At 58.7% G+C, this 19,293-nt stretch carries 13 protein-coding genes and 3 pseudogenes; 7 read left to right on the top strand and 9 right to left on the bottom strand.

The annotated features are described in order from the left end of the window. The first annotated feature begins 87 nt into the window (after positions 1 to 87). Positions 88 to 447, top strand: a complete 360-nt coding sequence (locus V1273_RS09825; RefSeq protein ID WP_334367583.1) for an NUDIX domain-containing protein — start codon at positions 88 to 90, stop codon at positions 445 to 447. A gap of 2,680 nt (positions 448 to 3,127) precedes the next feature. On the opposite strand, the gene V1273_RS09830 is transcribed toward V1273_RS09825, so the two are convergent. Continuing rightward, positions 3,128 to 3,922 carry a hypothetical protein gene (locus V1273_RS09830; RefSeq protein WP_334409427.1) on the bottom strand — a complete coding sequence of 265 codons (795 nt, stop codon included), beginning with the start codon at positions 3,920 to 3,922 and terminating at the stop codon, positions 3,128 to 3,130. Between the two features lie 534 nt (positions 3,923 to 4,456). Continuing rightward, positions 4,457 to 4,561: pseudogene (locus tag V1273_RS09835) on the bottom strand (cytochrome b/b6 domain-containing protein); the annotation flags it as partial. Positions 4,562 to 4,823: 262 nt separating this feature from the next. Here V1273_RS09835 and V1273_RS09840 point away from each other — a divergent pair. Then, the gene (locus V1273_RS09840) at positions 4,824 to 5,306 is read left to right on the top strand and encodes a hypothetical protein (protein WP_334409429.1); all 483 of its coding nucleotides are present in this window, start codon (positions 4,824 to 4,826) and stop codon (positions 5,304 to 5,306) included. A gap of 1,363 nt (positions 5,307 to 6,669) precedes the next feature. Here the strand turns inward: V1273_RS09840 and V1273_RS09845 are convergent. The 3 genes and pseudogenes from V1273_RS09845 to V1273_RS09860 form a co-directional block, all read right to left on the bottom strand. Continuing rightward, a pseudogene (locus V1273_RS09845) lies at positions 6,670 to 8,037 on the bottom strand (tyrosine-type recombinase/integrase). A 624-nt stretch (positions 8,038 to 8,661) separates the two neighbouring features. After that, positions 8,662 to 9,318, bottom strand: a complete 657-nt coding sequence (locus tag V1273_RS09855; RefSeq protein ID WP_334409431.1) for a hypothetical protein — start codon at positions 9,316 to 9,318, stop codon at positions 8,662 to 8,664. Between the two features lie 66 nt (positions 9,319 to 9,384). Then, entirely contained in the window at positions 9,385 to 9,873 is a 489-nt protein-coding gene (locus tag V1273_RS09860; protein ID WP_334409433.1) for a hypothetical protein, read from the bottom strand. On the opposite strand from V1273_RS09860, the gene V1273_RS09865 reads away from it, so the two are divergent. Both V1273_RS09865 and V1273_RS09870 read left to right on the top strand, forming a co-directional pair. Then, entirely contained in the window at positions 9,863 to 10,267 is a 405-nt protein-coding gene (locus V1273_RS09865; protein ID WP_334409435.1) for a hypothetical protein, read from the top strand. The genes V1273_RS09860 and V1273_RS09865 overlap by 11 nt on opposite strands. Positions 10,268 to 10,413: 146 nt before the next feature. Beyond that, positions 10,414 to 11,543, top strand: a pseudogene (locus tag V1273_RS09870) (TrbI/VirB10 family protein). Between the two features lie 263 nt (positions 11,544 to 11,806). Here the strand turns inward: V1273_RS09870 and V1273_RS09875 are convergent. Next, entirely contained in the window at positions 11,807 to 12,586 is a 780-nt protein-coding gene (locus V1273_RS09875) for an SDR family oxidoreductase (protein WP_334364365.1), read from the bottom strand. Between the two features lie 162 nt (positions 12,587 to 12,748). Here V1273_RS09875 and V1273_RS09880 point away from each other — a divergent pair, with 162 nt between their 5' ends. Beyond that, entirely contained in the window at positions 12,749 to 13,366 is a 618-nt protein-coding gene (locus V1273_RS09880; RefSeq protein ID WP_334409436.1) for a TetR/AcrR family transcriptional regulator, read from the top strand. A gap of 317 nt (positions 13,367 to 13,683) precedes the next feature. On the opposite strand, the gene fabF is transcribed toward V1273_RS09880, so the two are convergent. The 3 genes from fabF to V1273_RS09895 all read right to left on the bottom strand — a co-directional run bounded on the left by fabF (position 13,684) and on the right by V1273_RS09895 (position 16,362). Continuing rightward, positions 13,684 to 14,946 carry a beta-ketoacyl-ACP synthase II gene (gene fabF, locus V1273_RS09885; RefSeq protein ID WP_334409438.1) on the bottom strand — a complete coding sequence of 421 codons (1,263 nt, stop codon included), beginning with the start codon at positions 14,944 to 14,946 and terminating at the stop codon, positions 13,684 to 13,686. A gap of 84 nt (positions 14,947 to 15,030) precedes the next feature. Further along, positions 15,031 to 15,774 (bottom strand): SDR family NAD(P)-dependent oxidoreductase, encoded by a 744-nt coding sequence (locus V1273_RS09890; protein ID WP_334409440.1) that lies wholly within the window; start codon positions 15,772 to 15,774, stop codon positions 15,031 to 15,033. A 93-nt stretch (positions 15,775 to 15,867) separates the two neighbouring features. After that, positions 15,868 to 16,362, bottom strand: coding sequence for a tautomerase family protein (locus tag V1273_RS09895; protein ID WP_334409441.1), 495 nt, complete (start codon positions 16,360 to 16,362; stop codon positions 15,868 to 15,870). A 24-nt stretch (positions 16,363 to 16,386) separates the two neighbouring features. Here V1273_RS09895 and V1273_RS09900 point away from each other — a divergent pair, with 24 nt between their 5' ends. Then, positions 16,387 to 17,037, top strand: coding sequence for a TetR/AcrR family transcriptional regulator (locus V1273_RS09900; RefSeq protein WP_334409442.1), 651 nt, complete (start codon positions 16,387 to 16,389; stop codon positions 17,035 to 17,037). Between the two features lie 142 nt (positions 17,038 to 17,179). Further along, positions 17,180 to 18,871, top strand: coding sequence for a long-chain-fatty-acid--CoA ligase (locus V1273_RS09905; protein WP_334409444.1), 1,692 nt, complete (start codon positions 17,180 to 17,182; stop codon positions 18,869 to 18,871). Positions 18,872 to 19,293 lie beyond the last annotated feature (422 nt).

The following is a 19,293-nucleotide window of genomic DNA, read 5'->3' on the forward strand; positions in this document are numbered from 1 at the left end:
GTGGGCTTTTTATAGACGGGAAATCGCGCCTGGTCGGGAGTTGACCCTAGCGAATGCGAATGTTCCAGTTTCCCACGGTTTGCGTCGATGGCTGTCCGTGCCTCTTCCAAAATACACAGTGCAGGCCTCTTGCTGTTCCGCCAAAAGGACAAGGACGTTCAAGTCTTGCTCGGGCACCCGGGCGGTCCGTTTTGGAGCCGTAAGGATCAGGGTGCCTGGACCATTCCGAAAGGCCTGATCGCACCTGGCGAGTCCACGCGTTCGGCTGCGCAGCGTGAGTTCGAAGAAGAGACCGGGCATTGTCCGGCCGGCCAAGCCATTCCGCTTGGCAGTGCTAAACTACCAGGTGGCAAGGTCGTGCACGTGTGGGCGATTCAAGATGACTGGGACCCAGAAGGCCCCAAAGCAAGCAAAGCGGATCATCATGGCGGCTCCTCGTTGTCTTAAGTGCACGGCTTAACATTGGCGCCGGGAATATCGTTCCTTTGCTCTGCTCGGATCCAAGCTCCCGCCGGTTCACGCTGGCCGGCCTTATCTTCCGATCGAGCTGATCACGGCAGCCGCGCCAAGCGCAAGCCGTCAAGTCAGTTAAAACCTTGCACGCCTTACTCGGAACGACTTCTGCATGATGCGTTATCGTGGATGCAGCCAGCAAACATGGAGGCAACGGGACATCGACAATCGGATCATTGCCGGTGTTGTCGCGGCCGTTATCGTTGTTCTTGGGCTGATAGGTTGGACTGGCGGCTGGTTCGGGGGTGAGACACCGGCGCCAACGACGCCACCAGCCGGGCAACAACCACCGAAGTAAGATCACGGATATTGCGGATCGCCCGGCCGGTTGCCGGGCTTTTCGTTTTCGGAGTGAAACGGCCCCAGCGCCTCGGGGAAGAAACGCTGGGGCCGATGAGGGTGAATGTGCACCCCGGGGCAATAGATAGAGGCGCGCCGCCACCCCAAAAAACGACCCCGGCGCCGCGCGCGCTGGGGCCGTAAAGTTTCCTTCATAGCAAACTGCTTAATTTTCCCGACCGGGCTTTGTTCCCGGTTAGTGGCTCAATTAGAAAGCCCCCATTGGCTGCGGCCAATGCGGTTCATTCCAGAACCTCATACGCAAACGCGACGCCCTCGGGGTCGTTTTCCTCAAACCATTTTTTCCGCGGCATCCACATTGGCGAACACCTTGATGTGCTCAAGGTCGCCGACCTGCTTGCTGGTGTTGACGTAGAGAAAAACGGCCATTGATCCCTCTTCAGCTTACGCTTGCCCCAATCGTGACTTTTGCGATCGGGATTAATGACCCGTTCGACGTGACGGTTCATCGCCCGCATGACGCCGATCCGGGCCAACATCGTGGGGCCGCCTCTCTCTGCAACGAGGATCAGCGCCTCCATGGCGGCTTGCCATTCCGTCGCCGAGTGCTCGGCCTTCGGCAGCTCCATGATGTAGCTGGCAGCATCCCGCAAGGTGAGGAGCCGGCGGCCATTCGGAAGCGGTATAGGATCGATCCTCACACGAGGCGGACCAGGGCACGGAAAAGACTTTTTCAAAATGGGGGCGGGGCCGCCACGAGGGCGCGGGGCGGCCCCTAATCGCGCAGTGCGCAGCGGGGCTATCGCCATCTCTGCGCGACCCGCGGCCACGCTAGACCTGTTTTGATCGGCCGCAATGAAACTCGAGCGTTAAGCTTGATGTTCGCTGCGGGGGTTAATTCTGGAACCTTCATAGCACGCTTATTGCTTTGGCCTGCTTGCGGGCACTCTGGAAGTCTGGCCTGACGTCGGCGCCCCTTGCCGCAAACCTGACAGACGAACTGAGGTTCGATATCAGAGAGCCGCACATGATCAGGCCAGCGGTCGGCGGGCAGGCGAGTGAAGTGGCTGCAATGGTAGTCACTGCAGGACGACGCCGAACACGCCGGACTCGCGCATCTCGCCGAGAGTAATCTTCTGTTCCCGCTGCATCGCACACCATTAGCAGGAGAGTGGCGCCTGGTGGAAAACTGTTCGGATCGCATAAATGCCTGAATATCGGCATCGACAAGTCAAGATTTGAGCTGTCAACTCCAATGGTCGCGGGTTGGAATTTGGGGAACGATCCATGACCACTTTGCAAGCCATAGCATTTGGAGCCATGCTCGCGTGGACGCCATCGCTCATCATCCTGGCGGTTTCGCTATGGGATGTTCGCGAGCTTGAGGGAATGGAATAGCCGGGCATCCTGCATCAGTTCGCGAAGTGCGAACAGCTCACCGGCGCGACGATTGCTGGACGGGTCGGCTCTTGGCCGGGCCCTGCGGCCTCCGCTGATCGTACCATCTCTCTGAGTTTCTGAATTTCAGCCATGCGGTTGTGAAGATCGGTCGAGATTTGGAGAAGGCTGTGCATACGCACTTCAAATGGCTGTTCCATGTTGCACCTCTTACGCCCACACAACGCCGATTACGCCAACACAACACCGGCCCCACCACGCTATTCCTTCTCGTTCGCGACAGTCTGTGTTCATATGTCTGGAAAGGGCGCCCCCAGCAGGATCTTCTGTTCGCGGCAAGTGCCAAATTCTGCCAAGAATCGAACCCAGCTTGAATTAGCCATTTTAGGGGATGACCCTCAGTGGTGAGGAGCCCGGCGTGTGTCGTCCGGGAACGTCGCGCGCCGAGCCGCCTAATTGGAAGACGGTCGGGATCACGTTATTCGCTCTACGCGCCCCCGCTGGCAGTCCTGGATAGCATCGACGCGAGCGCGCCGGGCCGCTCATGTTCGGGCAGGGAAGGGCGGCTACTGGGGTTGGTCGAAGCCCAAGCGGGAATTCGATGAGGCTGTCCCACTCAAGAAACCGTAGACCCGCTGACCGGCGCAGTTATTAAGCACAATCGCTGGCTCGTGCGCACGGCCATTGTACGACGGCTCCTCGCCTGAGCCAGTGCTCGAGCCCCTGCCAGGTCGCGCCTCCGGGCCTCTCTCTACCACAAGCCGGTAGATTGACACTCCTCTGCCTTCGAGCGGCCGCGACTCGCTCTGCATCTGCCGGCGCAATCACGCGCTCGATGGGAGATGCCGATGTCATGCGACGAGCTACAATGCTAGCGCTACCTCTCATCACGTCGCAGGAAGCAAGGTAGACGGCATTAGCGCACTGACCACGGCCATGCCAATGGCGATTGCGGTTTATTGGCTTGCGGCCGGGCCGGGGTTGGCGACGGCTTTTGCGCCTGGGCGACATTGGCCGACTGCCGCGGACGCGGCAGTGGTATCTCGGGCATTACCCTTGGCTGTTCGGGGCTCACCTTTGGCTCTGCAGGCATCACCGTTGGCTCTGAAGCGTTGGCGATGACGCGGGCGAGTTGTTCCTCGCTTGCGTTGAGCCGCTCGGTGAGCGTCTGGCTTTCGCGCGCCATCTGGATCTGGGTCGCTTTGATCTGCTCGATGATACTGTTGTTGAGTGCCATTTCTTCCTGGCTAGCCTTGAGTTGGCTCGCGATATTTTCATTGTCGCGGACCAATTGTTCTTGCCTCACATTGAGCTGTTCGACCGCTTGCCTCAAGGCAGCGAGATCGCGCGTCATCGGTTGGAGTTGCTGCGCCAAGTCGGAAGACAGGGCGACGGCAGTCGGCGCGGCGTCTTTAGGCACGACGGCTCCCGGCGCGGCCTGTGTCAGAGGTGCTGGGTCCGAGGGGGCTATCATCGCTGTATGAGCGGAGGAGGACAACCACCAAGCAGCGCCACCAATGGATGCTGCCACCAGAGAGCCGACGAAAACCACATAGCGCCGACTCGCCGATCGATGACTCGTTGCCCGCGGGGCGCGAGACGTCTTCATGGTGGTCGGCGGGGCCGAAGGACTCACTCCCGCTTCGCTTAGCAGGTTCGAAAGACAGCTCTCGATCTGCCCTTCCGCGAACTTGTTGTCCAGCGAAACCATTTGGTGCTCCGTGTCAAATGCAATGGCACCCGCCTGAGAGCGATCCGCGCATCTGCGCTACGACGAACTAACATTCGACGGGACGGTTTTGAGCCTACGAAGCGTGGATGAGCATGCAACTGCACGTCACGTCGTCATTTTTACCAACTGACCCCAGACTGTACCGGCGTTTTTAACGCAACCGAGAAGGCGGAACTATGTTCACGGCCGGAGAACTACGGAAGGAGCCCTGACCCTTCAAATGCAGGCGCCAGCGGCGCGCAGCCTTTTCGGGATCGGCGTAGGGCGCGATCCGCAATAGATCGAAGGCGAGCGCGAGGTAATCCAAACATGGCGCGCGGCGGACGCCGCCGCGATTGAGTTCTTGAATGTCACCACAATGGCCGGACTGTGCGCCCTTATAGAGCAGCCGTAACCCACGATGTGACGGCCACAAATGGCCGGAGGGGCAGGTGGGCGAGGGCAAAACGCGCTCGTGGCTTGCTGCTGGAGAACATCTCCGAACCCTCGCGCAAAGGCGAGAGGGTGCGGTGGCACCGGCTTCCAGATTGCCAGTCCCGACAGCACAATGAGGATACCGACGACGATGATGCCGGCATACAGCAGCTTTTGCACGTAGTTGTATTTGGTGAGATCGTCGCTCGCGAAACTGCCGGAACGGGAAGCCTGATCCGGCCGGGATTACGAACAAGGAATTCGGCCCGGCCTGCCGGGCTTTTTCATCGGTCAGGATGCGATGGCTGGCTTTGGCGGAGTAGCACGAGAGGGGACCGCCGGTTCAGGCTGGCTTGCCACTTATCGACGTTCAGCTAACCTCGGTGCAGCGGAGTGTCCGATGAATTGGCGATCTGGCGCAAGGAGGGCAAGCCTATGGATACTCGGGTCTCTCGGCGTCGGTATATTGATTGCCAAAGCCATTGAAAAATGGGCGGACCGAACCGGGTATCTCGACGACCCCTCAAAGGGTCTCCAGCGGGCGCTCGCCAAAGCTGCTACAATCACGGAATACTGGTTCTTCTATCCAGCTTTGACTTTCCTGATCGGATTGGCAATCGGTCTCTGGGTTGATGCGTTGTTTCGCAGCAGAAGTGCCGAAAGGGAAGCGGAGCTTGCACTGCTGGGATACGACTTGAGGGAATTTTCAGGCTTCATTGTGGACCGGGCTGGCCAGATCAACCAACGGTGGCCGACGTGCATAAGTGACCGCATGCCGGACCTGCAAGCCTTACTAAATCGGGCGCAGGGCGCTGGGCTACCCACTCCTCCGCCAGAGGTCATGCGGTTAAGTGACGATGGCGAGCACTTTGCCGGTTACCTCCACGAGGTGGGCACGTTTCTAATCAACAATCAGTTTGCGGAAGCGAAGAACGCCGCCATTCATTGAATGCAGAGATCGAAAAATACGCCAGCCGTTGAGGCCCGATAGAACCGTAGGGCGCGGCAGAGCCCCGAACCGCAAGGGTTCCATTGCCGCTTGGAACCCCGCGCAAGGTTGGCAATTAAGCCTTTGTGAAGATGGCCTAAGCAATCCGCCATCAGGCAGTCACCGCAGAACGCGCGGCGGCGAACGTGGCTGATGAGTTTGTGGCTGATCAAATGAAATCTTTGGCCCAGGCCTTCAGAGCTCAGGCCGAAGTCATGAAGAAGAACAAAAAGAACAAGAAAAAGAAGAAATGAGTTTCTCCATAAAGGCGAAGTGCAAGGACGGCGAAATCCTACATCGGAGGAAGACCCCTGAGGCTGCGCTGAAGAAGGCTCGCGAAATGTCGCAAACTGGGTGCTACGACATTCACATCACCACGCCGGAAGGAAGAGACTACCATTCGTCAGAGTTTGCAGACCTACCTCGCACGCCTGTTGCGCGACGACCATCTCACCCGTCCCGGATCGGAGGGCGAATCCGCTGAACCGATTGCGACCAAGAATGCCGCCCGGTCTCATGGCCGGGCTTTTTCTTGCAGCGCGCCTTCGACTTCGCCCAGGGCCCGGCCCTGCACAACTGCTTATTCCTCGAGCCGCGCCATTTCCGTCGCGCAACGCTGCTACGGCGCCGGGCCAGTGAAATTGAAGAGCAGCAGAGCGGTTCCAAGAAAAATCGCCGCCACGAGCAAGTTCCCCGCCAGCCGTTTCCCGCCGCCCAAACAGACGATAATCAGGATCGTGCAGCCGATTATGACCCAGACCATTTGAAGGCCCACAAAATTGTGCAACCCGGGATGCTATGCTGCGGGACATGCTCGCGGCACGTCAAGCGGACTTTGAGAACAAAGCACGAAGCGCCGTGTACGATCCGTGTATCATCGACAAGGCGGGACTAAACGGAAAAGCCTGAAACTAAAGAGTTTTCTTCAAGACAAGATGAGACGGAAAACGAAGGAACAGAACGCGTAAAGCGTTGAAAACTTTGGCGATCCCAGCAGGAATTCGAACCTGCAACCCACGGAGTAGAAATCCGCTACTCTGGTTTTGAAAGAATCGCCCGACCACCGGTTGACCACCGATACCCCATGAACAAACAGCGATAAAAGTGGTCAAGCTCGGTCAAACGCCATTGTTATTGCTGATCTTTTCAATAACTACTTACGTTCGGGACGCAAGGGGCGCGCCCTCGGTCAGATTGCGACTTGAATCGAATGTCGGTATCGGTGGTTGCGCCTCCAGGATTTGAATTCAGCCTTTTCGGATTCGAAGAGTCGCTATGCTGCCCGTGGCGCCGAGCAACTATGCTCTCCGGCCTGCGAGTGCATTCAGGCTGCACGCCGAATTCTGTGGTCATCCTCACCCAGATCGCCTGGTTTCACTTGAAGCCCGCGAGTTACACGCCGGCTTGCGCCCCGGCCGAGCCAATCTCGCAAAGCGGGGTCTTCCGTGAGCGTTTTACCGATAGCGGAGAACACAGCGGCGCTGATCGCTTGCTGCTGGCTGCGCAGGTGGTCCCCAAGTAGTTTGTGGCGAGTAACGTAGCCGGCATTCACGCCTGGAATTGAATGGTTCATTAGGAGTTTCGCGTCGAATTCCGAGACCCCAGCAGCCGTTGCAATGGTGCGGAATGTTTGACGAAGATCGTTACCCCACTTCGAGAGGGTATCGCGATCTTCCTTTGTTTCAGCAAGATGCCCCGACTCACTGTCGCCGGGAAAAACCCATTTCTGCGCCTGCAACGGATACATTTGCCTGCCGAAGCGGATTGCCCGGATGAGACACTGAATCATTTCGTGGGAGAGGGGGATGTCGAAAGCTCGCTTCTTGCCACCCTTCGGCTTTTCGATGTGCAGAGTTCGGCGGCGAAAATCGATGTGACTTAGCTTTACTTGCTGTAACGCGGTAGTCCGAGAACCACAGAGCAGCGTGAGCAGATGAAATTCACGGCGGACCGGATTTTCGAGGGCAGCCAACTCCCGGAACCATTCGGTCAAGTCGCTGACGCCCATACCGGTATCTCGGCGCTTCTCCTCATTCCAGTCGACGGCGTCTGCTGGATTGTCGCGGGGCAGTGATCTGTTGGTCTTGCGAGCATGATTGTAAACTGCGCGCAGCGTTCGCATACAGCCATTCGCAATATAGGGACCGTTCTCCTTCGTAATATCGTCGTGCTTCTTGGCAACGCGAGCAGGGTCCATCGCGAGTTCGCCTAATGAAGTATCAAGCCAGACCGCAAAGAGACGTTCTACGTGGTCGCGATAACCACTTATAGTCTTTTCACTGCGCCCTTCCGGATCAGGTGGGCTTCCAGAAATCGCTGCCACGCTTGCCTAAGGGGTAACCGTCGCGACGTCCGTATTCGTCTCGTTCCCAACCTTGCCAGGGTCGGTGTCTCCGTCTTGCTTTGCCGTCTTCGGGTGCTGTCCCCTGCTGATCTGAGCCAGATATTCCTTCGCGATCGCGCGCGCCGCTCGGGTCGTCAACTCGCGCGTGTCGCCGATAGATACTCTGATCGAAGACGCCCGCTTACCTCCCTGCCGAAGATCGCCTTGGACGGTGAAGGTTCTTTTCCTCTTCCCAACGACCACGAAGAAGCCCTTCAGCTCGGTGTCGCGGGCTAGATACCAGCCGTCCTTCGGGGTGGGTAACTGAGCGATGCTCTTATCACTCAGGGGAACGCGAATGTCGTTCATTGGAGGGAGCCAGTCGACTAAAACGGTTTTCAAACGGTTTTGGCGAACCGGGATGTTTGGATGTTTGGGTTCGACCTACAGCGAAGCTATCCGACAAAACCCTATAAAACAAAGAACTTCCGAAGGGTCGTCGTAGCGACGAGCAGATTCAGAAATCGCAGCGAAGCGTTGGTTTTGAACTCTTAATCAGCGGGTCCCAGGTTCGAGCCCTGGTGCGCCCACCAAGCCTTTCACGTAGTAGATCAAGCGCTTACCGCAAAGATCACGGTGGATAAGACGAGAACAAAACGGGTCTCGTGCGACGCGTTTTGTGATCGCACGTCGCACGCCGTGCGACGGGTTAACGAAGGTCTCTTAAGGTTCTTGTCGGTACCCGGGAGCAAGAAGCGGGGAGTCGCGCGCCTTCCAGTGTGCTTGGACCACGTGCTCGAGCCGGCTTTGGAATTACGCTCAGAGCGCCGCATCTGGGATCGTGGCAAGGCGTTGGCGGCGCTCAGTAAGGCGATCGACGAGATGGCGTTCGTCACGTCATCGCAGAAGGTACCGAATACTGCTACGCCAAGCACCACAGCATCTTGCACGGCTGCAAGCCGCCGCCGAGATGAGATTTCGGCCGGTCGGCGATCAGCCCTTCATCCCTTCCTTGCGCACCTGCAATTCGAGCCGGTCGATGCCGGCATCGGCGCGATCGGCATTGCGGGCGCGGTAGTGCTTCACGATGGTCTGCGCGCTTCGGTACGAGTGCCCCGTGATGTCGCAGATCGTCAACAGGTCGCAGCCGGCGCGGTCGAGCAGCATGACACAGGTATCGCGCAGGTCCTGGTCGTGCTTTTGGTCGAGTTCGCCGGCGCTATTGACGAACATCAGCGACGGGCACGGCTTCAGGCGCCATGCTTCGTTAGCGCCATTACTGTCGCGCGCCGCCTGCGCCTCCAGCCATTCCGCCACCACACGCGCGCGCTGATCAACTGCGCGAGCGCGCTGCGCCTTGTTCTCTTCATTGAGCGGGAAGGACGCGAACAGCCCGTCGACAGTTCTGATCAGTTCGGTGGTCAATCGCTCAGCGCGGACGATCGCCTGGCGCACGGTATCGCGCGCGAGAAAGCCGAACACGGCAACGGCGCACGCGGTCGATACCCAATGGCGATAGGCACCGGCGATCCGGTCGCGGTCGTTCCGTTCGCGCCGATCACAATCGAAGGTTCCGATATCGATGAGGTGTACGTAAGGGCCTGCGCGGCGGCGAACTCCGACGCCTCTCGCGGCACTGTGATAGTTCATCTCGATCTGCCGGACGACGCCGGTTCGAAGCTGCCGTTACCGGCCGACTATCCGATGCCCGAAGCGCTACGCGACGACGCGCGCGACGAGTGGCTCCGCGATCTGGTGAATTGGTGGCAGCGGGACCGGTCCCAGCTCGAGCACCGGATACCTTACATCCACGGCGCGCGTCTCCGCCGCTACGGAGGAAAGATCGATCAGATCAAGCGTATCATCGAACTGCTGAAAGCGAAAGAAAGTACGCGGGCGGTCGCGGTGCTCGTCGATCCGTTCCGGGACTTCAATCCAGCGGCCGCAAAGGAAGAGTTCGCCTCGTTTTGCCTCGTGGAGTTTCGTCGTCGCCCTCGATCCGACAAAGTGACGGTCGTCGACGCTATCGCGTTCTATCGTGCGCAGGAATTTGCTCGTTGGTGTCCGGTGAACATCGCCGAGCTGAGACTTCTGCAGCGAGAGATAGGTGAGGCTTGCGGTTTTTAAGACCGGGCGGATCACGACCATCGCCGCGGATGCCCGGACCATCGCGCGGTCGCCGACCCAGGTGGCGATGCCGATCATCGATCGTCTCCTAGACCAGGCGCCTGAAAAGCTGCACCTCTTGGCCGACGCCTTGGTGCGCCGATCGGTGCGGAGCGAACGCCAGATGGCCGCCGTGGCCAGCTGGCGGGAAGCTCTCGCCGAGCTTCGCAATGCCGCGAACGCCTCCTACAACAATGACGGGATTCCGATCGCCATCGAGGGACTGCGGGCGCTGGCCGCCTATGTCGAAGTCGGAGCGGACGTCGCCGATACGGGGGCTGCAGCCATCGTGTCCACGCTGAGAGATCTGGCCGATCAAAACGAAGGGTACGAGCACTCCAAACGCGAGCCGGATGACTTCAAGCGATGGTCGCGGGGGGCGCTGCAGCGTGTGGCGGAGCTCGAAGCGGCCACCGAAGAGCGCACCAGGTGAAGCAGCAGGACCAATTCTCGGGCTGTGCTCGGCCGACCCGCCGGCCTGGAAAAATGCGTTGATGATGCGCGGAAGGTCTTCATGATTGCCACCGGAACGAACACAGCAGTAGTCCTGATTCCGCGCGGGCGAAGACGGCTGAGAAGATTGATCATTCTTTCCGGCTCCGCCCAGAACTTCCGCGCGTTACACGTCTTTCGCGCAAGGTCTTGGCTGGCGGCACGGCATTGACGCTTGTTCTCGTTTCCGGAGCAGTCCTGTGGGCTTTGCTGAACAGTCGTACTCGCGAGCAAGTATCCGAGGAACTCTACACTACCGATCATCACAATGTGGCCGATGGCGTTGCCTGGCTACCGCGCGACTATGCGGGCGTTCCCCGCGACGTCCCGCGCCTTGGGCCGCCGCTGCCTGGCGATCTCGGCCGTCCAATCGTTGCAGCCCAAACCCAGTCTGGACCACTTGCGGTGGATCCCGAGCAACAGCGGATGAGTCAGGAAGGCGAGGCCGCGCGCACCAGCAAGGTTTCGTGTCAATGAATGTTCGACCATCCGCGGCAGCCATTCCATCGGAGGCCACCCCAAATGCGGCGCCATCATCCGATGAGGCATTCGCCCAGAACGGACAGGATCGCAAGCTGGCCTTCGTCAACGCCTCCATCGATCGCCGAACCGCGAGCCCGGACCGCGTGACGAGACCAGCCTCGACTTACGTCGTGCAGGCTGGGTCCGTGATTCCTGCTGCCCTCATCACCGGGATCAGTTCTGATCTACCAGGGCAAATCACCGCACAAGTAACTGAGAACGTCTTTGATACACCAACGGGCCGCTCGCTGCTGGTGCCCCAGGGGGCACGATTGATCGGAATCTACGACAGCCAGGTTGCGTTTGGACAGTCACGCGTTCTTCTGGTCTGGACACGCCTGATCATGCCGAACGGCCGATCCATCGTCCTTGAGCGCCAGCCGGGTGTCGATACCGCGGGATACGCTGGGCTTCAGGACGAAGTTGATCATCACTGGGGGCAGCTGTTCAAGGCGGCGCTGCTGTCGACCTTGCTTGGGGTCGGGGCCGAACTCGGATCTGGCTCGGATGCCGGCAACGGTAGCAACGCCCTAATTCGGGCGCTCCGCCGTGGGGCAGAGGATTCCCTGAAGCAAACTGGTCAACAGATCGTTCGGCGCAATCTCAACATCCAGCCGACCCTGACAATCCGGCCCGGTTTTCCGGTACGGGTGATCGTCAATCGCGACTTGGTGCTTGAACCATACAGAGGGTGAAAAGGCGAAACTGAAGCTCGGCGCCATCTCAGACGACGACAAGTCAGTTAAGCTCATCGTGGAACTGTCGGCCAAGTCGAGAAGGGGGTCCCATGAGGAGGCGGGCAAACATCTCGATGGGCTGAAGCACGGGCGCGACGTTTGCCTTCAACACCGAGTACTTCGCACATGAGCACGACGCGGAGGGCGTCGCTGCGACTCTGCGAGATTGGTTAAGCGAGACTAAACGTGAGCGTGACGCGGGGCGCGCCGGCGCATGCTAGTCACCACTTTTCGACCCATGGCCGAAGCACGACTTCGAACGCCCACGTCGACCGATGCTGGCGATGCAGTTGCAAATATGTTTCGGCGATATGGTCGGGGTCGGCCATGTTGTCGTCGACAGTCATCCCCGCCAGCCGGTGTGCGCGGGTCCCGTCCTCCTGAGTCCAGCCGATCGCGGCGTCGATCGGTACATTCGCGACGTGGATACCCTGCGGCATCAGTTCTCTTGCCATACTCTGCGCGAGTCCCGACTTGGCATGGCATGCCATCGCAAAGGCGCTGCTTGATGGGAAGCCTTTGAGCGCTGCGCTGGCGTTCGTGAAGATGATCGTTCCCTTCGCCCCGTTGGCGTCGAGTTTGTTTCCGAGCATGAGTCGAGCTGCCTGTTGACCCACCAGAAATGCGCTGAACGCCGCGTTTCGAAGTGTTTCTAGCGCCATGACTGGGTCCGCTTCGATAACGCTCTTGCGGAAAATGCCGGGGACCCGTCCATCGATGTTGTGCACGACAAGTCTCGGCGTCCCAATGTCCTGCACGATATTCTTGAACAACCGCTCCACGGCCGCCGGTTCGCTCGCATCACAGGCGTATCGACGCACCCCATGCATTTCCTCAAGTGTCTCAAGAACCGCTTTTCCGGGATTCCTGGCTGCCACAGCAACACGCATACCGTTCTTCGCGAACAGCCTCGCGCAACTTGAGCTGATGCCCGGACCGCCACCGATAATGAGTGCAACGTCCTGGACGGAAGGTTGGGCGTCGCCCTTGGACTGAGACATGTCGCTTACTCGCGGTTTGGGAGCTGACAAAGTAGTGGTAACGGTCGTGTTATACCGCCTCAGGTCAGAAGCGAAGCAATCATTAATTCTAAATCAGAACTATAGGTAGTTGCAATTAGCCCGACTGGGCGGTACCTTTCAGTACCTTATCACATGTGGGACATGGACAATACTCGCGGCTCACAGAGTTCTATTCGCGATCGAATCCTGTCGGCTGCTTTCCAGTCGCTCAATGAAAACGGCTTTTTAGGCGCGAGCACCCTTGAAATCGCGACCAAGGCCCACGTGTCGAAACGCGAGCTCTACACATTGTTTTCGAGCAAGGACGAGATCCTCCTCGCCTGCATCGCCGAACGCGCAAGCGCGATCAGCGGCAGCCTCTCGGAACTGCCCGCGCCCAGCACAGCGCGAGAACTCTTCGACGTACTCCGGGAATTGGGATTTCGGCTTCTCAAGGACGTCACTCGCGCCGACGCTATCGCTGCGTTCAGATTCGCGATCGCGAGAAGCGATGATCTCCCGGAGGTCGCGCGCATTATCGACAGAAATGGCCGCCGTGCGAGCCGCGAAGCGCTTGCGAAAGTGATCGACCACGCCGTTAGTCGCGGTCTCCTGAAACGCGCGGAGACGAAGCGGATGGTCCGGACCTATGTGGGGCTTTTGTGGTCCGATCTTCAGGTGGGGCTTCTTTTGGGAGTGCTCAAGCCTCCGGCCGAAGACGAAATGAAGCTCTTCTCCGAGCAGGCGGCGCGCGAGTTTCTTGCAATTTACGGTACCTGAACCGATTATTTGAACGGACGGTCGCGCAAGCTCCGCAGTGCTACCCGTAAGCTTGGATGTGGCGCGGTCCTCGACAAATCCCAACCACGTAACAAACCAGTCAAACGCTGCAGTCTCGACGCTTCGCTCTTCGGCCTAGATCGTACCAATTGGGTACCATGACTGCTGATGCGGAGAGTCCAATGAATAATCCGGGGGACGTGCCGCCGGCATGCAATCAACCGGGCTTCGGATCGAAGAATTCCTTTAGGAAGATTCTGGTTCAGTCCCAAGCTAAGGGTAAGTCGGCGATGACCTGCCGATCTGGGCAGGCTTGATCATTGCCAACGTCGAAAGATGACACTGGCGTTGACGCCCCCGAAGCCGAATCCATTCGAAATCGCGTGCTCCATCGTCATGCGCCTGGCCTCACGGGACACGAGGTCGACGCCATCAGCGGCCGCGTCGCCATTCTCGAGATTAAGAGTAGGCGGCGCGACCTGGTCGCGTAACGCGAGGATCGTGAAGATCGCTTCCGCTCCCCCGGCTGCGCCGAGCAGATGACCGGTCGCCGATTTGGTGGCGCTCACGGCAATTTTTCCGTCGCGGCCGAACACGGATTTGATCGCTTCCAGTTCGGAAACGTCGCCAACCGGCGTCGAAGTGGAATGGGCGTTGAGATGCTGGATATCACCGGGCTTGAGGCCGGCCTGCCGCAAGGCGCCTTCCATAGCGCGGCGCGCGCCGTCGCCGTCCTCGGGTCCCGACGTGATGTGGTAGGCGTCGGCAGTTGTGCCATAGCCGGCGATTTCGGCGATCGGTTGGGCGCCCCGGCGGAGCGCGTGTTCCAACTCTTCAATGACAAGGATACCGGCGCCTTCGCCCATGACGAAGCCGTCGCGGTCGCGCTCGAAGGGGCGGGACGCTCGCGCTGGCGTTTCGTTAAAGCCGGTCGAAAGGGCCCGGGCGGCGGCGAAGCCGCCGAGGCTCACGAGATCGATGCAGGCTTCCGAGCCACCGCAGATCGCAACGTCCGCTTCTCCGGTTCGAATGAGGCGTGCGGCGTCACCAATCGCCTGCACGCTCGCGGCGCAAGCGGTGACCGGCGTTGCGATGGGACCTTTGAAGCCGTAACGGATGGAGATATGACCGGCCGCGAGATTTGCCAGAAAGGACGGCACGGTGAACGGCGAAAGGCGCCTGACCCCGCGCTGATCGGTGGTGCGGACCGCCTCGACGATCGCCGGAAAGCCTCCGATGCCCGATGCGATCACGGTCGCCGTTCGCTCCAGCGAGTGTGCGTCGGGAGGAGTCCAAGCTGCCTCCGCAATGGCCTCGGCCGTGGCGGCCAGTGCGAACAGGATGAAGCGGTCCATCCTCCGCTGATCCTTGGCAGGAACAACCAGATCCGGATCGAAGCCGCCATCCGGATCGTCGGCCTTGGTCGGCACGATTCCAGCAACCCGCGCGGGAAGGGCAGCCGCCCATTCGGGAAGGGCAGCCAGCCCGGAACGGGCCGCGAGCAGGCGGGACCATGCCAACTCGCTGCCACAACCCAGCGGCGATACCAATCCCAAACCCGTAACGACGACGCGACGCATATGAGGTTACCTTCTTGCGTTGCCCACGAACATCGCGTCGTTCCGCCCGGTCGCGACTCTGGGTGGTTGCGATAACCGCGTTCGCTACCGCGCGCCTCCTGAATACCTCGCCGCCGGCCTACCCGACTGCATGAGCGCACGGCTCAATGCGATGCGAGCGTCTTCAAAGCCCGTCCAGAGCGATGCATTCTCCAACGAGGGAAAGCAGATAAGCTCACCTTGGCCCAATGCCTGCAGGGCGGTGTCGACCAATTGCTCCGGGGACATGAATAGTTCGTTGGGGAAGGGAGCCGCAGTGAGACCGGATGCTTCAAAGAACTCGGTGCGAACCGGGCCGGGAAGCACCGCCTGAACAATGATGCCAGTCTTGGCAAGCTCCATCTGGAGCGAGCGCGTGAAATTCAAAACATACGCCTTGGAGCCGGAATAACCTGCGCCGGAAGGCGTCGGCATGACCGCGATCATGGAGGCGATGTTGATGATCGTTCCGGAATTGCGGCGCAGGAATCCCGGTAGGACGGCCTGAGTCAGTCGCGTCAACGCCAGGACATTGATCTTGATCAGGTTCTCCAGCGCGTCCGCAGCTACTTTCGAGGCCCGCCCAAGCGCGCCGAGGCCGGCATTGTTGATCAGGACGTCGATTTCCTCACGGTTTGTTAACAGCGCCTCAATGCGCAACAGGTCCTTCGCGTCAGCGAGGTCGGCAGTGACAATCTCGACCGCTCGGTTGGTCTTGACTTTGATTCTCTTGGCAATGTCCTCTAGTCGGTCTCGACGACGGGCGACGAGAATCAAGTCGTAGCCGCGTTCCCGCCATTCGTTCGGCATAAACGGCGCCGATCCCGGACGACGCACCGGTGACGACTGCAAAACGTTGAGGGTTGCTCATCTCAATCTAAGCCTCCAACAATCGGCATGGATCTAGACCGGTTCTTGAATGGGATACGGCACAGGCTTGTTTTCTTCGAGCCAGCGCTTCTCATACTCGGAGTTTGGCGGTGGCGCGGGCATGCCTTGAATCTGCCAGAGATCAAAAGGCGTCTCGTCGATATGGATTTCCCAATCCCTGCCGCGATCCTTGACGTAAGGCGCGATTGCCTTTTCCGCCCAGCCCATCCATTTGGCTTTTAGCTTCTTGGCGTCAGGCGGGAATGACCGCGCGATATGGTCTACCCAGATGCGAACGAAGTTGTGCGCCTCCTCGCCGCCCATGTAAAAGGACTCGGGCGCGACCTCTTGAAAAACGACGATGACGTAGAATTTCGGCAGCCCGCGATAAAGCTCGGTAATCCGCTGTGACAAGGCGCGCTTGTCATCAGCGGTGAAGGCGCCAACAGGATGATATATCTTCCAAAACGGCATTTTTCCTCTTAATTCGGCGTCTCTCTGCGCGTCATCAATGATGATAATCATCATTATTAACGCTGTTGTCAACCCTTAATGATGATGTATATCATTGTTGCTGATTGGTGGTTCGGAGAATTGATCGTGCGGATTACAGAGAACCAGGCCCAGAAGAATCGGCAAAGGGTTGTCGCGAAGGCCTCGCGGCTTTTTCGCGAGGCTGGTTTCGATGGCATTTCGGTAAACGACCTGATGAGGGCCGCGGGATTCACGCATGGCGGCTTCTATAATCACTTTGAATCGAAAGGCGCGTTAGCAGGCGAGGCACTCGATCACGCATTCCGACAGATGGATGACGTGCGGGAACGAATGCCGACCCTGGACGAATTCGTTACGTCGTATCTTTCGGAGGAGGCCCGCAACGCGCCCGGCTCGACATGTCCGGCGGCTGCACTGGCAGGCGAGGTCGCGCGACAGCCGGATGCCATCAAAAGCGTTTTCGCCGATGGCGTTGAGCGAATGATCTTGTCGGTTGAAAATCTGTTGCCCAAGACGCCATACGCGCGTGATGAGGCGGTCGATGTGGTTTGTCGTATGCTCGGGGCGTTGGTTCTGGCCAGAGCGATGCCGGCGTCGAGCAGCCTTGGCCGTGAATTGCTCGCGAACGCAACAGAGCGGTGCCGGAAAAGCGCAGTGACTTCAAACAAGCCGCGGCGGGGCGGGAGCGGTCCGAGAGGTCAGGGCTGACGCTTCAGTGTGGGGCGCTCAATCTGCAGGCTTGGTTGTGCTGCTCGCCATGAGTTCTCTCCGTCCAGGCTGCATTGGGCCGTCCTGGCAGGGAACAATCGAACGAGACCGCAAGAGCGGCTTTTCTGCAGGGGGAAATATCGTGAAGCGCTTTTGGCTACAGCAGTATCCGGAGGGAGTTCCCGCCGATATCGATGTCAACCAGTATTCTTCGTTGATCGAACTATTCGAAGAAAGCTTTACGACGTTTGCGGATCGCAAAGCTGCGATCTGCATGGACAAGGCGATCACCTACGACCAGCTTGACAAGATGTCAGCCGGTATCGGCGCTTACCTGCAAAGCAGGGGTCTCGCGAAGGGCGCCCGGGTTGCGATCATGATGCCAAACGTTCTGCAAAACCCTGTCGCGGTAGCTGCTGCCTTGCGTGCAGGTTACACGGTTGTGAACGTCAATCCTCTTTATACTCCGCGAGAACTCGAGCATCAGCTCAACGATTCTGGCGCAGAGGCCATTGTTATTTTGGAAAATTTTGCGACGACCCAGGAAAAGGTGCTGCCGCACACGAGCATCAAGCACATAATCGTCGGCACGATGGGAGATCTACTTGGTCTCAAGGGCGTTTTCGTCAATTTTATTGTGCGCAAGGTCAAGAAAATGGTCCCTGCGTATTCGCTGCCAGGCGCAATCTCATTCAAGGATGCGTTGTCAGCCGGCCGCAAGATGAAGCTGGACAAGCCGAATATTGGTCCGGACGATGTTGCGTTTCTACAGTATACCGGCGGCACCACGGGTGTCTCGAAAGGTGCAACGTTGCTCCACCGTAATATGGTGGCCAACGTGCTTCAAATTGTTGCGTGGACCAATCCCGCGTTGCGCAAGCCGCCACTGGTCGAACCCTTCCTGACAGTCTGCGCGCTACCACTCTATCACATCTTCGCGCTCACGGCCTGTTTCCTGTTTTCCGTGCGAGTAGGCGGCACCAACCTTCTGATCGTAAATCCGCGCGATATTCCAGGATTCATCAAGGAGCTTCGAAAGCACAAGGTCCATAGTTTCCCGGCCGTCAACACGTTGTTCAATGGTCTTCTGCACCATCCCGACTTCAAGAAGGTGGATTTTTCGGAATTGAAGATTGCGATCGGTGGCGGGATGGCGACCCAAAAGACCGTTGCAGACAAATGGCTCGCGGCGACCGGATGTGTCCTTTCCGAAGGCTACGGCCTCTCTGAGACAGCTCCGACTTTAACGGTGACACCGCCAAATCTTGCAGAGTTCTCCGGGACCATCGGACTGCCTGTCCCATCAACTTATATTTCTATCCGTGATGATGATGGCAGGGAAGTGCCATTCGGCGAAGCCGGCGAGATTTGCGGCAAGGGGCCGCAGGTGATGGCCGGTTACTGGAACAGGCCTGACGAAACCGCCCGGGTGATGACAAGCGACGGTTTCTTCCGGACAGGTGATATAGGCGTGATGTTGCCGGACGGCTTTACCAAGATCGTGGATCGTAAGAAGGACATGATCATTGTCTCCGGCTTCAACGTCTATCCAAACGAAGTCGAAGAGGTGATCGCCAGCCATCCGGGAGTCCTGGAATGCGCCGCGATCGGCGTCCCCGATCCGAAATCCATCGAAGCGGTCAAGGTATTCGTAGTTCGCCTCGACCCGAATCTGGGAGCTCAGGACATTATTGCTTTCGCCAAGACACAATTGACTCCATACAAGGTGCCGAAGCACGTTGAGTTTAGGTCTGAGCTGCCGAAGAGCAACGTCGGAAAAATTCTGCGCCGAGAACTGAGGAATGAAACTCTAAATGCCACAGCAACTGTTTGATTTGTAAAATCACAAAGCCGATCCGGACTGCGGCGACGATCTGTTCGGCTATAACATCATCATCATCAAGTGTCTGGGCACCGGCCCAGGCAAGCCAGCGCGCGGCCGCTAGGCAGACAGGCCTGCTGAGACCCTAACCGGCATATGCAAGCACACAAGCCGAAGCGAACACCGGCTGCGATCACACGAGCAATCGATAGCGGGGAGGGAGCAATTTCCTGTTGGGATGCCCCTGTCGGCACCCTCACGATAGCCTCAAACGTCAACCCAATCAGACGACCGCGGGACTGCTGTCCTTCCCGCCGGTGTTCTCGGCCAAAGTACCAAATCAGAATGAACCCCGGTGCAGTCCGGCCATCAGAAATTTGGTATTCTAGGATCCGGGCGAGGGGAGTTCCAATCCAAATTATATTGACTATATA

The sequence above is a fragment of the Bradyrhizobium sp. AZCC 1721 genome, from assembly GCF_036924715.1.
GTDB lineage: Bacteria > Pseudomonadota > Alphaproteobacteria > Rhizobiales > Xanthobacteraceae > Bradyrhizobium.

What these genes read in the sequence shown, in the direction of transcription:
- V1273_RS09900 (WP_334409442.1), top strand. Translation starts at nt 16,387, where the DNA reads ATGATGATGTATATCATTGTTGCTGATTGGTGGTTCGGAGAATTGATC.
- V1273_RS09860 (WP_334409433.1), bottom strand. Translation starts at nt 9,873, where the DNA reads ATGATCGGCATCGCCACCTGGGTCGGCGACCGCGCGATGGTCCGGGCA.
- V1273_RS09830 (WP_334409427.1), bottom strand. Translation starts at nt 3,922, where the DNA reads ATGGTTTCGCTGGACAACAAGTTCGCGGAAGGGCAGATCGAGAGCTGT.
- V1273_RS09880 (WP_334409436.1), top strand. Translation starts at nt 12,749, where the DNA reads ATGGACAATACTCGCGGCTCACAGAGTTCTATTCGCGATCGAATCCTG.
- V1273_RS09865 (WP_334409435.1), top strand. Translation starts at nt 9,863, where the DNA reads ATGCCGATCATCGATCGTCTCCTAGACCAGGCGCCTGAAAAGCTGCAC.
- V1273_RS09890 (WP_334409440.1), bottom strand. Translation starts at nt 15,774, where the DNA reads ATGCCGAACGAATGGCGGGAACGCGGCTACGACTTGATTCTCGTCGCC.
- fabF (WP_334409438.1), bottom strand. Translation starts at nt 14,946, where the DNA reads ATGCGTCGCGTCGTCGTTACGGGTTTGGGATTGGTATCGCCGCTGGGT.
- V1273_RS09825 (WP_334367583.1), top strand. Translation starts at nt 88, where the DNA reads ATGGCTGTCCGTGCCTCTTCCAAAATACACAGTGCAGGCCTCTTGCTG.
- V1273_RS09875 (WP_334364365.1), bottom strand. Translation starts at nt 12,586, where the DNA reads ATGTCTCAGTCCAAGGGCGACGCCCAACCTTCCGTCCAGGACGTTGCA.
- V1273_RS09895 (WP_334409441.1), bottom strand. Translation starts at nt 16,362, where the DNA reads ATGATGATTATCATCATTGATGACGCGCAGAGAGACGCCGAATTAAGA.
- V1273_RS09855 (WP_334409431.1), bottom strand. Translation starts at nt 9,318, where the DNA reads ATGAACTATCACAGTGCCGCGAGAGGCGTCGGAGTTCGCCGCCGCGCA.